This is a genomic window from Paenibacillus faecalis (genome assembly GCF_900289175.1).
GTDB classification, from domain to species: Bacteria; Bacillota; Bacilli; order Paenibacillales; family Paenibacillaceae; genus Paenibacillus_AQ; species Paenibacillus_AQ faecalis.
In genome coordinates this window covers 949,017-962,213 of record NZ_LT985747.1, presented here as the reverse complement: position 1 = coordinate 962,213, position 13,197 = coordinate 949,017, and the positions used below count along the sequence as shown (strand labels likewise).

The window sequence follows — 13,197 nt, the reverse complement described above, 5'->3', positions numbered from 1 at the left end:
GAACGGTCATGAGAGTATCAACAGAGTGGTTGTCTGAATATATTTCCCTGGACGGTGTATCTGCTGAAGAACTGGCAGAGCGCATTACCTCTGCGGGGATCGAAATCGATGTGATTGAGGAGCGCAATCAGGGGATTCATAAAGTGGTTGTTGGATACGTAAAAAGCAAGGAGAAGCACCCTGATGCCGATAAATTGAACATTTGTATTGTGGATGCCGGACAAGAAGAAGATCTGCAAATCGTGTGCGGCGCTAAAAATGTGGATGCAGGTCAAAAGGTGCCGGTGGCCCTGGTTGGCGCAAAGCTTCCTGGCGGGTTCGATATTAAAAAGGCGAAGCTGCGCGGTGTGCTATCACAAGGGATGATTTGCTCTGCGAAAGAGCTTGGCATGAACGACAAGCTCCTCCCTAAAGAGTTGCAGGAAGGCATACTGGTGCTGCCGGAAGATACGCAGATTGGTGTACCGATTGTGAACGTGCTTGGACTTGACGATCAGGTGCTTGAACTGGATTTGACTCCGAACCGGTCTGACTGCCTCAGCATGATTGGGACTGCTTATGAAGTGAGTGCTATTTTAGGTAGAGAAATTACACTGCCCAAGCCTGAAAAAGAAATGATAGAAGTTAGCGACCAGGCATCTAAGCATATTTCGGTAGCGATTGAAGCAAAGGAGCAGTGTCCTTACTATGCAGCCCGTTATATTACGGGTGTGAAGGTCGGTACTTCGCCGCTATGGATGCAAAATCGCTTGATGGCAGCCGGCGTTCGTCCAATCAACAACATTGTGGATATTACCAACTACGTGATGCTGGAATATGGTCAGCCGCTGCATGCATTCGATGCAGATCAATTGAAAGATGGTTCTGTCCTTGTCCGTATGGCTAAAGCCGGAGAGACAATGACGACACTTGACGGTCAAAAGAGAAATCTTGAGCCGCATATGATGGTCATAACAGCTGGAGGCCAACCAGTTGCTTTGGCGGGCGTTATGGGTGGACTGGACTCCGAAGTGACAGACAACACCGTAAACATTTTTCTGGAGTCTGCAAAATTTGATAGCGGCACCGTTCGCAAAGCGTCTCGTCAGCTTGGTCTTCGTTCCGAAGCAAGCTCTCGTTTTGAGAAAGGAGTAGACCCGGCAAGAGTCATTCCGGCACTGAATCGTGCAGCTGCACTTTTGGCCAAATATGCCGGAGGTACAGTACATCAAGGGATCGTTGATGCAGGATCAGCGGTTGCAGAACCAAAAGTGATCAGGCTTTCTCTTGATAAACTAAACTTCTATTTGGGTACAGATCTGTCTCTGCTTGAAATCAAAGCGATTTTTGCCCGTTTGCAATTCGCATGTCGTGATGTGGATACATGCTTAATTGAAGTGGAGGTTCCATCGCGTCGCGGCGATATTCAGCTGGATGTTGACTTGATTGAGGAGATCGCTCGTATTTACGGTTATGATAATATTCCAACTACAGCTATTGAAGGACCGACAACGCGTGGGGCATTAACGAAATCCCAGGCTATCCGCCGTGGAATCCGTCGTCTGCTTACTCATGCAGGATGGCAGGAGGTGCTTGGATATTCATTTATCCATCCTCAGCAATCGGAAACATTTACTTCGTTAGGGAGCGGCCGAAAAGCGGTGAAGCTGGCGATGCCGATGAGCGAGGATCGCGCTGTACTCCGCACAAGCCTGATTCCCCAGCTGCTGGATATCGCTGTTTATAATATAAACCGAAAACATCCGGATCTTGCGCTGTTTGAAATTGGGAACGTATTTCATACAGATGAAGATACATTAACCAAGCAGCCGCTGGAGCGGCCTGTGTTGGGACTTCTTTTGACAGGCCAGCGCGGAAACAGACAGTGGAATGTGCAACCCGAGCCGGTTGATTTCTTTGATCTGAAAGGTGCGTTAGAAACGGTATTTGAGCTGCTCGGTTTGGAAGAAGAGCAGATCACTTATGAAGCGGATCAGCCTGAAAGCCTCCATCCTGGAAGATCTGCATCAGTATATGTACGGAACAATGGTGAAAAAGTCAAGGTTGGAACACTAGGTCAGGTTCATCCTCAGCTTCAGCAAGATAACGATCTTGAAGATACTTATGTAGCGGAGATATTGCTTGACTCGCTGTATGAGCTTGCAAATGGTCGAATCCAGTATCGCGATCTCCCACGGTTCCCGGCTATGGAGCGTGACCTGGCGATCGTGGTAGATGAAGCGGTGGAGGCAGGCTCTTTGATCGGTGTCATCCGCGAACATGCGGGCGACTTGCTTCACCATGTTCAGGTGTTTGATGTTTTCACCGGAAGCAAATTGGGTGAGGGTAAGAAGAGTGTGGCCATTTCTCTTACGTATCGTCATCAGGGACGGACATTGACTGATGAGGAAGTTGCGGCAGCTAATGAAAAGGCGATACGAGCGCTTGAACAAACTTTTGGAGCGGAATTGAGAAAATAGAAGGAATTGGGGAAAGCCGCATCGAATTACACATTCGATGCGGTTTTTTTGACAATGTAAGAATGTGAAATACATGACCAAGAACGACAAATATACATGAAAAAATACGGTCTGGCTTACTTGAAGTTCGTCTGGTGAGGCTTTCTCATATATAATAGAAAAAGTGGAAAGACCGTAAAGACATCTTAGAATTAACCCACAATTGAAGGAGGGTACAACAGTGACAACACCGGATCGTACACGTGTTACCGTAGAGATTTACGGAACTTCCTATAAACTGCTTGGCAGCAACGTTGAGTACATGAGACAGGTGGCCAATTATGTCGATGAACGAATGCGTGCGATATCGAAGGCTCATTCCCGTTTGGATACGCCGCGAATTGCCGTATTAGCTGCTGTACATATGGCGGAAGAAGCTGTCCAAATGCAGCAGTTCCAGAATGAAGTCAAATTTCTTACAGCTGAACGAAGTGAGCTTCGTTCGGAATTATCTCGTATTCAATCTTTGCAATTAGAGCAGAAGGAATCATATGAGAAGAAGAAAGAAGAGCTTGAACAGAAACTCAATGAACAGACGGCGCTTGCATCAGAGCTTGGAAAAGCGAAAGAAAGTTTAGCTGCGGAATCCAAACGCTTGAAAGAGCTTTTACACAAAGAATCTGCAAAAGTGACAGACATCCAGAAAGCGAAGGAACAGCTGGAGCAAAAAATTAGCCATGAAAGCAGTGAGCTTGAGAAACGCCATAAACAGGCTTTGGAAGATTTGAAGCGTCAGCATGAAGCTCAGATTCAGCAGCTTCAAACTAAGCATAAGCAATCCATTGAGCAGCTGGAAGAGAACCATAAGCGTTCGATCCAGCAGACAGAACAAAAGCATGCCCAATTCGTTCAGCAGCTCGAACAGAAATATAAACAGGCCGCTGAACAAAAGGACCAGCAACATAAGGCAACGGTTCAATCGATGGAGAAGAAAACTTTGGAGCAGCAGAACACAGCAAAAAGTCTAGAGTCCCGGTTGTCTGTATCGGAGAAAGAGCTTTCTATGCTTAAGAAAGAGGCGTCCAAGCTGAAAGAGAATCTTCAGCATACAAGGCAGCGGCTTGAAAGTTCAACCAAGGAACTGCATGAAGCCAAGTCAATGGTAGAGAAATTGACTGAGGAACGCGATTCATTAAAGAAAGAGGCTGTAAAGTCCAAGGAAGAAAGAAGTCGGCTTCAGCAGCTGGTGCTGGATGCGGAGCAAAACTCACGTAAGCTGCAAGATGAAATCCAGCGTTTGGAAACCGAAGTCAAGTCCTGGAGCACTCTTGCAGAACAGCGTAAAGAGGAAATTGGGGATTTGGAAATACGTATAGTTGAAGCTCTTGAAGTGACGGAAACTTTGGAAGAGGGAATGAAGACCCTTCAGGAAGAGCTGAGTGTTCTGAAAGAAGAGGCGGTACATGACGCAGCCCGGCTTCAGTCATTCGAACGGGAGCAGCGTGAGCTTCAGCTGGCAATCGAAAAGCTGGAGAAGTCTAATCAAGAGGCTTTGACCCGAGAGGAAGAGACTCAGAAACTGTATGCTATACTCGAGGAAGAATACAATACTGTGTCCAATCAGTTGGAGCAGCTGCGTAAATCGGCATCCGAACGAGAACGCCAAGAGCAGGAAGCGAGAGCATTGCTAAGGAAGGCAGAAGAAGAGTTGACAGAATGGCGCAGTAAATATGAATCATTGGCCGCTGAACAGGAACAATGGGAGCAAACGAAATCGGCTCTCGAAGAGGAAATGGATTCCTGGCGTCAGGAGGTAGCTGTGTCACGTCAGACCTGTGAACAACTGGACGATGAGAAAAAGTCTGTATCTGAACAGCTTTCCCAGCTTGGCGAGCAGTATGAAATGATCATGCATCAATACAGACTTTTGCAAGCAGAGCGTGAAATTCAGCTCGAGAAGTCTGAAAAGCTGGAGGAGGAACACCGTAAGCTTCAAGAAGAGTACTCCAAGCTGCAGGTTGAATACAATGAATGGATTGAGTTGATTGAGCAGGATCATCAATGATACTACAGACCCTGCCCTTGAGAATGCAAGGATGAAGTTCATTTGAACATGAAATAACCTCCAGAACGACAAGTGAAGTTTCTTGGATTCTGGAGGTTATTGTTGTGCTTGTATCCTTGCTTAATTCGGGATAAGTATGACTCACTCTTCGATAATAAGTTTAGAGATCATATTTGAATGGCCAGAGCCGCACATGATCGAACAGGATATTTCAAATTCTCCTGTTTTATCGGGCGTTACTACAGCGGTATCATTGTTGCTGTCGAGCTGAAGATTCAGGGCGGGGATCATCACACCATGGTTGCCCTCTTCATTTTTATAAGTGATTTTCACAGGAACCCCTTTTTTGAGTGTGTATTCGGGTTTATCAAATTGAAAGTTTGATCCGCTAATGACAAGCTCTGCTTCGGGCACGACATCTGTATCTCCGCCGGTACCATTGGCTGGAGCTGCTTCTTTATCTCCGCCGCAGGCTGCTAAAACGAGGAATAACATGGATGTTGCAATTAATGCAAGTACTTTTTTCATCATTTCCTCTCCTAACTATAAAAATTTTGTGTCAATCACCCTCTCTATGATAGCGTATAAGAAGTGTCTATGTGCAGGAAAAATTATGAAAAATTCGTGAACTTAGGAAGGAAATGAGGATTAATCCCCGCTAAATATAGAAATGCTCCTGCTCGGGCGAACAGGAGCTTTAAGAGACGACGCAGCGCTAAAATAGGACGGCGAAAGCGTTTCTTGTTATGAAGCGAAGGATTATGTTTGTTCGCTTTTGGTCTCATCGAAAGGCCATGCGATTGGAATAAACAGGTCGATGATTCCAATAACGAGTGCGGCAAGAAGAGCTCCCAGGATCGATACCCGAACATCGGGAATAATGAACTGGGCAATATAAATGACCAGCGCACTGACAAGAAAACCGACGATTCCACGTCCGAATGGGGTAACTCGTGTCCCGAACACACTTTCAATAATCCAACCCAAACCAGCAATAATCAGAGCCAGCAGCAGGGCGCTACCAAATCCGCCAACGCTGAATTGGGGGACAATCCACCCGACAAGCATGAGGACGAGCGCGGAAACGATAAATCGAACAACGTGCCCGAGAAACTGCATAGATCGTACCTCCTTATTTGCTGCATTCATGCGCAAAATTATTTTGTTCAGATGTATTGTAAGTTATGTGTGGAAGGTTTTATTGAAATACTCCTTATAAATAGCGAAAATGTAATGTCTCAGCTATAATAAAAGCAACGATTGAGAGGAGTTGTGAACTTCTTGGATGACAAGATTTTGCATACATTGGAATATCAGAAAGTATTAAATACATTGTCACAATACACCCAGACTTCGATGGGGAAAGCGAGAGCGGAACAGTTAAAGCCGTCAGTCCAACTGGAGAATGTGAAGCATTTGCTGGCAGCGACCGATCAGGCTTGTACGATTGACCGCTTGAAGGGAAGCCCTTCGTTTGGAGGCATTACCGATAATACAGATTCATTAAAGCGGGCCAGAATCGGCGGTACGCTGAATCCGCACGAATTGTTAGCTATAGCTAACACGATTAACGGATCACGGAGATTGAAGCGATTCATTACTCATATTCATGAAGATGAGTCTGTTGATATTTTGTTCAACCTTAGTGAGCTGATTTCAGAACAAAAACCGTTAGAGGATGCTATAAAGGCATGTATAGATGAGAGTGCTGAAGTGATGGACTCAGCGAGTCCAGAGCTTGCTCAAATTCGGCGTGATCTGAGAAATGGAGAGGCACGAATTCGTGAGAAACTCGACGGTATGATCCGGTCACAGTCGGTGTCCAAAATGCTTCAGGATCAGCTGATCACCATTCGGGGTGATCGCTTTGTTATTCCGGTAAAAGCTGAATACCGCTCTTATTTCGGAGGAATTGTGCACGATCAGTCCGGTTCAGGAGCAACATTATTTATTGAGCCGGAGTCGATCGTATCGATGAATAACAAGCTGCGGGAGACAAGGATGAAAGAAGAGCGCGAGATTGAAGTGATCTTGCAGAAGTTAACCGCTTTGGTCGCTGAGCAGTGCGATCTGATCCGTGACGACATCGATATTACCGGCCAGCTTGATTTTATTTTTGCTAAAGCAAGGCTGGCGCATAGTATGAAAGCTTCTTTACCACGAATGAATGATCGTGGGTATTTAAAACTTAAAAAAGCCCGACATCCACTCATTCCAACGGATAAAGTTGTTCCGACTGATGTGGAATTGGGCAACTCTTATACCTCCATCATCGTTACCGGTCCGAACACAGGCGGTAAAACGGTAACGCTGAAAACGATTGGATTGCTTAATCTAATGGCGATGTCCGGATTGTTTATCCCGGCTGAAGATGGAAGCCAGATGTGTGTATTCGATGCGATTTATGCAGACATCGGTGACGAGCAAAGTATTGAGCAAAGCCTGAGTACCTTTTCCAGTCATATGACCAATATTATCCGTATCTTGAATCATATGACTCCGAAAAGCCTGGTTCTGCTGGATGAGGTCGGCGCAGGGACCGATCCGGCAGAAGGTTCGGCGCTGGCGATAGCGATACTGGAGCATATCCATAGAATGGAATGCCGCATGATTGCGACAACGCACTATTCTGAATTGAAGGCCTACGCTTATGAGCGAAAAGGAGTCATCAATGCCAGCATGGAGTTTGACATTAATACATTGAGTCCAACCTATCGTTTATTAGTTGGTGTTCCGGGTCGAAGCAACGCTTTTGCGATCGCAGAAAGACTTGGACTTCCAGGCAAGATTCTGGATTTTGCACGTGGAGAAGTAACAGAAGAAGATCAACGTGTGGAGCATATGATTGCATCTTTGGAAGAAAACCGTCATGCAGCTGAAGTTGAGCGAAGCAAAGCAGAGAATCTTCGGAGGGAACTGGATGAGCTGCGAAGCCGGCATGAACGTGAGCTGGCTAAGCTTGAGGAGCAGCGGGATAAATATGTTGAAAAAGCTCGTCTCGATGCGAAGCAAATCGTGGACAAAGCCCGAAGAGAAGCCGAAGAAATCATCGCGGACTTGCGCAAACTCGCTCAAGAAGAGGGAGCTTCGGTTAAAGAGCATAAGCTTATTGCAGCGCGTAAACGTTTGGATGAGGCAGAGCCGGAGCAGAAGAGGAAAACGGCTGCACGGCGCAGCGCTAAGCAAGAAGACAGACGTTCGATTGAACCTGGTGATGAGGTCATGGTATATAGTCTGAATCAGAAAGGACATGTTGTAGAACTGGCCGGATCTAAAGAGGCTCTCGTTCAGCTGGGCATTTTGAAGATGAAGGTGTCGATGGATGATTTGGAACTGGTGTCTGGCTCAGCTTCCTCCAAAAAAACCCAAGCCCAGCGTCACGTTACGACATTAAAACGTACCCGGGATGAGAATATCCGCAATGAGCTCGATTTGCGCGGGGCCAACTTAGAGGAAGCGTTAATTGAAGTCGACCGATTTATGGACGAGGCTTTCCTTGGTAACCTGGGTCAAGTATCGATTATTCACGGCAAGGGAACAGGCGTTTTACGTACCGGCATCCAGGACTATTTGCGAAAGCATAGACATGTTAAATCCTATCGTCTTGGAAATTATGGAGAAGGCGGAGCGGGAGTTACGATTGTAGAGCTGAAATAGTCGTACAGATATCGAGGAGGAAATGCTGCGGCAGCGATGGCTACGTGCGGTAAAATAAAGAGATCAGCAAGGATCATCGGGCGGCTGGATTGATTGTTTTGGTTATAACCGTGTCTCTGTCTTATGTAACGGGCGCAAGCATTATGTAACCGACGATAACTTGATATGGAGGAACATGATCATGAAATATTTACCGCGAGTGTTATTCGCAGCGGCTTTGATCTTTTTTCTGTCAGGTGTTGTATATTTGATATGGAATTAATGTAAGGGATCATTTTGGATCGTTTGTATAATGAAAGGGATGAATGAGTTTATGGAGCCAACTGTATGTCCATGGTGCCACACTGAGATTGTATGGGATGAGGAGATTGGACCGGAAGAGAATTGTCCTCATTGTGAAAATGAGTTGAAGGGATATCGTACACTTAGCATCTCCCTTGATGCTGATGACGATGAAAAGGAGAATGGACAACAGGAGGAGTTGGATGAGTCTTACGGTGATTTTGAAAGCAGTGACCTATTAAATCAACCGTTTTGGGGAACTGAAGATCGCTCGGCCCCTGCTATACGTGCTTTGGACAAGTACGGAGAGGCCCATGATCTTATGGCTTATGAGGAGTCTGTAGAGCAGGTGCTCGATCATCAGGACGAGACGCCCGAATGTTTCCACTGCCGGGAATATATGATGCTGGCGGGAACACAGCGTGTAAACGGGGATAGTTATGCCCCTGCGTTCATTCCGTTCTTGAAAGGGCCGATCTTAAAGCCTCCGTTTAACTTGAATGTATATATTTGCCCAGGATGCTTTCAAGTACAGCATAGCTTGGCTGAAGATGATCGTTTGCGCTTGATCGAAGTATTGACCCAAAACAAATAGTCTAGTCTCTAAAAAAGCGGCTGCCCGAGATATCTTGGGCGGCTTTTTTGTTTTATGGCATTTCATTCGGTAAGAACAAGTTGCCAATTTCGGTTTTTGGGTTATGAACCACTTTGAGGTTGGGCAACTTAACTTAAGAGGAACAAGTCGACTGCTGAGGGGGCGGATTTATGAAGGCGCCTAAGGACCGTCAGGCGGTTCTCTTGTTGGCGGTAAACGGTATGTTTGTACTGGCCGGTGCGTTATCAGGAGCTTTTCTGAACGTATATTTATGGAAAAGCAGACAGGACTACATGATGATCGCCTGGTTTACGGTAGCTCAGCAGATAGCGCTGGGTTTGACATTTTGGATTGCCGGCAAATGGGTGAAGGAAGGCAATAAAATGAATACGTTAAGGCTTGGGATCGCCGTGGCTGGTTTGTTTTATTTGTTCATTTTGGCTACAGGGCAGAATGCTATTCATTATATTTGGCCGCTAGGCCTGCTTTTGGGAACTTCGCTTGGGTTGTTCTGGCTTGCTTTTAACGTTGTTTATTTCGAGGTTACAGAAGCGGACAATCGGGACTGGTTTAACGGCTGGGTCGGTTTGCTGGGGTCAATGACCGGGATACTAGGGCCGTGGATCTCTGGCTGGCTCATTACACTGTTAAGCGGGGAGAGAGGCTACCGGTTAATCTTCACGATGTCCATGGTGATTTTCGGGTTAACTGTACTGCTCAGTTTCTTTTTGAAAAAGAGAAAGGTCAGCGGTAAATACAACTGGACTGAAGGAATCAATCGATTGAAGGAAACGGACGGCATTTGGCGCTTGGCGATGGGCGGACTTGTTATGCAGGGAGTGCGAGAGGGGGTATTTTCTTTTCTTATCTATCTTCTTGTATATTCGGCTACAAGCCAGGAAGCACGTCTTGGTCAGTTTATGCTGATTACATCTGCAGTATCGCTGGTCAGTTACTGGGCTGCAGGAAAATGGTTCAAGCCTGATTTTCGAAGTTACGGCATGTTGGCAGGGGCCGTTATTATGCTGCTTGTCATCTTACCGCTTTTGTGGCGGGTGAACTATACGACCTTACTCATATTTGGAGTAGGCACGTCATTATTTATTCCGCTGTATATGTTACCTGCTATCGCGGTTAGTTTTGATCTGATGGGGACCAGCCGAAAAAATGCTGAGAAGCGAGTTGAGCTTGTGGTTGTAAGAGAAATTTGTTTGATGCTTGGAAGAATAGCAGGTCTCCTTATTTTTATCGCTGTGTTATCCTTCCGGCAGGACCCTTTGACCGTTACGCTGTTGTTGTTGGTACTCGGGATGTCACCTATAGGAGCTTGGGTATTCATGCGAAAACTGATGAAAAGCAAACAGACTGCCGCCTGACATAAAGCCATCATCTTGCAGATGAAGGCTTTATTGCTTTATATCGTTTGCCAAAGAGACGTTTTTTCTGGTCTAGAGGGCAGATTGCTGTTTAACGGGTAAGAGAAAACCAGCTGAGTTCAGCAGGCTCTTCTCCAGCAGCAGCTTTTGTAAGCAAATCTGCAGCTAACATGCTATATATTGTTCCGTTTCCGCCGTATCCTTCAATGAAATAGCTGTGAGGATAATGGGGATGCCGCCCAATAAGGGGGAGTCCATCTTCTGTAGAGGCGAATACACCGGACCAGCAATAAGCTGCAGAAATCGTTCCGAGATCGGGAAAGAGTGTCTGTATTTTTTCCAGAAGCTGTTCGCTTCGAACCGAAAGGTTCGTTTCGGGATATCCGGATTCATGAAGAGGCTCATCCATTCCACCGGCTATGATCCTGTTATCTTTGGTTGTTCGCATATAAACATAAGGACGGTTGGTTTCCCAAATTAAAGCACGTTCATGCCATGATGATAAATCCACTATCGGATCGGTCATAACTGCATAGGTACAATCCAGTGAAACGATGGGATCTGGCTTCCAGTCCTGGGCTTCATACCCCACTGTCCAGATTACGGTTTTGGCATGGATCGTACCGTATTTTGTTTTTGCGGTAACACCGTTAACTTTGTACTCGACGTTTTGAACACGGCTGTTCTCAAATGCGCGCAGCCCTTGGCGAGTAGCGTCCATCATCAATCCTTGCACCATTTTATATGGGTTTAATTCAGCGTCACGTCGTGTATATATAGCAGCTGATTTGGAAAAGGGAAAATGTGACTTGATCGTGTTCCTATTCCAATACTCCACCTGGAAACCATGGCGAATAAGTTTGTCATACTCGTTACGTATTTTTCCTGCATCCGCCTCTGTGCTGGCATAGTAAAGGCTGCTGCGGCGTCTGAACTCTATATCAACAGACAGATTGGCAGCCACTTGGGACAAGCGCTCAACCGCTTCACCGCACATTCTGTAAAAGCCGGTTCCTTTATGTTCTCCGAATTTTTGAATAAGTTCGGTCAAGGCCATATCGTTCATAAAATGAATGGTGCCGGTGTTGGCGGATGTACTGCCTTTGCCGATATGTCCTTTTTCAAGCAGAATCGTTTCCGATCCATGATGAGATAGAACATACGAGACGAGCGCACCACTTATCCCCCCTCCGATGACGAGCACATCACATGATAGTTCGCTCTCCAACCGGGAAAAGCTTTGAATATCCAGACCGCTCCATGGCGTATAGCCGCCGATTAATTTCACGAAAACACCTCCTTTGTATGTAGACTTTATACTGAATTCGTACACTGTTTTCAGTATGAACTTACTTTGGATATTTACACGCATGACATAGAAAAAAACAAACAAGACATACTACATATGAGTCATTAAAATGGAAGGAGGATCATATTTTATGACATCCAATAACCAGTTAAAGCCACTGACATCGAAAGAGCTCGATTATATTGTCGATTGTATTTCGAATGAAAGTTTACTCGCAAAGTACTGTGCTGCAGCGGCAGCATCTGCTCAGAACCCAGCCGTTCAGCAGGCGATGATGGGCTTCATGAACAAGCATGAAAAGCATATGGATACACTGATTCAAACGCTGCAAAGTCATCAAAATATTGCACCTTCTCAGCCACAGTAAAATTTCGACCCAACTACGAAGGAGGAAGTTCATATGCCATCCCAGAATGAGAATTCTTTTCTGCCGGAAGAAGATACACTTCATACGATCTTGAATGAGTTGAAACGTACTGTCAGTGAGTATACAACTGCAACCACTGAAGCTGCATGTCCTACTGTTCGCAGTATGTTCAGCAATTTGACTTCTGAAATGCTTACAATGCAAGGGGAAATGTATCAATTGATCGAGCAGCAGAAGCAATATGCCGCCTCTGTTCCTCACGCCTTGAAGAGCGATATAGACAGTCAGCTGCAGCAGATGCAAAACACGATTCAGCAAACCCGTCAGTTTACAGGTCAAAAAACGTCCGGTCTGGCTGTTACTTCACATACACCGAATGTGTCCGCACATCCGTCCAACGTTCATCCTACACATTAAATATGTAACTTTTTCCACGTATTTCAAAGCATACAAAAATCCGACTGTCGAATGTTTAGTCATGGCGATAGTCGGTTTTTTTTGCACATCATGCCTAAGTTATTGTAATATTAGTATTATCTCGTAACTGGAATCCGGCTTTGGCCGAATTTCTCTAAAAAAGCGCTGGAGGACTTTATATGGAAGAGCTTAGCGAATTGAAATTGAAAGTGCTTGACCTGTTGAAGGAGGACGCGAGAAGATCTCCGGCCCTTCTGGCTACTTTGCTCGGCGTAGAGGAAGAAGAAGTAAAGACTGCAATTGCGGAACTGGAACAAGACAATGTGATCGTAAAATATGCGACTGTGGTGAACTGGGAGAAGGTAGAGGAAGACAAGGTTACGGCACTTATTGAAGTGCAGATTACACCAGAACGCGGAAGAGGTTTTGAGGGGATTGCCGAGCGCATTTATTTATTCCCTCAAGTCATATCTGTATACCTGATGTCAGGAGCGTATGATCTGCTTGTTGAGGTGGAAGGCCGCAATTTGAGAGAGGTCTCCAACTTTGTATCTGAGAAATTATCTCCTATTGATTCGGTATTGTCGACCAAAACCAACTTTATTTTGAAAAAATATAAGCAAGACGGGATTATCTATGAAGAACGTCAAGAAGACAATCGTCTCCTGATCTCGCCGTAAAGGAAGAGTGT

11 protein-coding genes are annotated in these 13,197 nt (G+C 45.7%); 8 read left to right on the top strand and 3 right to left on the bottom strand.

The genetic code is table 11. The features are described 5' to 3' along the window. The first annotated feature begins 8 nt into the window (after positions 1-8). Together pheT and C8268_RS04715 are read left to right on the top strand one after the other, a co-directional pair. Complete coding sequence (gene pheT / locus C8268_RS04720) at positions 9-2,459, top strand: phenylalanine--tRNA ligase subunit beta (protein ID WP_106766615.1); 2,451 nt, start codon at positions 9-11, stop codon at positions 2,457-2,459. A gap of 220 nt (positions 2,460-2,679) precedes the next feature. Then, positions 2,680-4,503 (top strand): cell division protein ZapA, encoded by a 1,824-nt coding sequence (locus C8268_RS04715; RefSeq protein WP_106766614.1) that lies wholly within the window; start codon positions 2,680-2,682, stop codon positions 4,501-4,503. 141 nt (positions 4,504-4,644) lie between these two features. Here C8268_RS04715 and C8268_RS04710 read toward each other — a convergent pair whose 3' ends face one another. Continuing rightward, the gene (locus C8268_RS04710; protein WP_337441779.1) at positions 4,645-5,034 is read right to left on the bottom strand and encodes a cytochrome C oxidase subunit II; all 390 of its coding nucleotides are present in this window, start codon (positions 5,032-5,034) and stop codon (positions 4,645-4,647) included. Positions 5,035-5,262: 228 nt separating this feature from the next. Continuing rightward, positions 5,263-5,622 (bottom strand): phage holin family protein, encoded by a 360-nt coding sequence (locus C8268_RS04705; protein WP_106766612.1) that lies wholly within the window; start codon positions 5,620-5,622, stop codon positions 5,263-5,265. A gap of 162 nt (positions 5,623-5,784) precedes the next feature. On the opposite strand from C8268_RS04705, the gene C8268_RS04700 reads away from it, so the two are divergent. From C8268_RS04700 to C8268_RS04690, 3 genes are all read left to right on the top strand, one after another. Continuing rightward, positions 5,785-8,160 (top strand): endonuclease MutS2, encoded by a 2,376-nt coding sequence (locus tag C8268_RS04700; RefSeq protein ID WP_106766611.1) that lies wholly within the window; start codon positions 5,785-5,787, stop codon positions 8,158-8,160. Between the two features lie 313 nt (positions 8,161-8,473). After that, positions 8,474-9,037 (top strand): hypothetical protein, encoded by a 564-nt coding sequence (locus C8268_RS04695; protein WP_106769835.1) that lies wholly within the window; start codon positions 8,474-8,476, stop codon positions 9,035-9,037. A 170-nt stretch (positions 9,038-9,207) separates the two neighbouring features. After that, positions 9,208-10,413, top strand: a complete 1,206-nt coding sequence (locus tag C8268_RS04690; RefSeq protein ID WP_106766610.1) for an MFS transporter — start codon at positions 9,208-9,210, stop codon at positions 10,411-10,413. Between the two features lie 91 nt (positions 10,414-10,504). Here the strand turns inward: C8268_RS04690 and C8268_RS04685 are convergent, their stop codons facing one another. Further along, positions 10,505-11,701 carry an NAD(P)/FAD-dependent oxidoreductase gene (locus C8268_RS04685; RefSeq protein WP_106766609.1) on the bottom strand — a complete coding sequence of 399 codons (1,197 nt, stop codon included), beginning with the start codon at positions 11,699-11,701 and terminating at the stop codon, positions 10,505-10,507. Between the two features lie 151 nt (positions 11,702-11,852). On the opposite strand from C8268_RS04685, the gene C8268_RS04680 reads away from it, so the two are divergent. The 3 genes from C8268_RS04680 (at position 11,853) to C8268_RS04670 (ending at position 13,186) form a co-directional block, all read left to right on the top strand. Next, on the top strand, positions 11,853-12,089 hold the full coding sequence (locus C8268_RS04680) for a hypothetical protein (RefSeq protein WP_106766608.1): 237 nt from the start codon (positions 11,853-11,855) through the stop codon (positions 12,087-12,089). Positions 12,090-12,122: 33 nt separating this feature from the next. Then, on the top strand, positions 12,123-12,506 hold the full coding sequence (locus tag C8268_RS04675) for a spore coat protein (RefSeq protein WP_106766607.1): 384 nt from the start codon (positions 12,123-12,125) through the stop codon (positions 12,504-12,506). Positions 12,507-12,685: 179 nt separating this feature from the next. Further along, complete coding sequence (locus C8268_RS04670; RefSeq protein ID WP_106766606.1) at positions 12,686-13,186, top strand: Lrp/AsnC family transcriptional regulator; 501 nt, start codon at positions 12,686-12,688, stop codon at positions 13,184-13,186. Positions 13,187-13,197 lie beyond the last annotated feature (11 nt).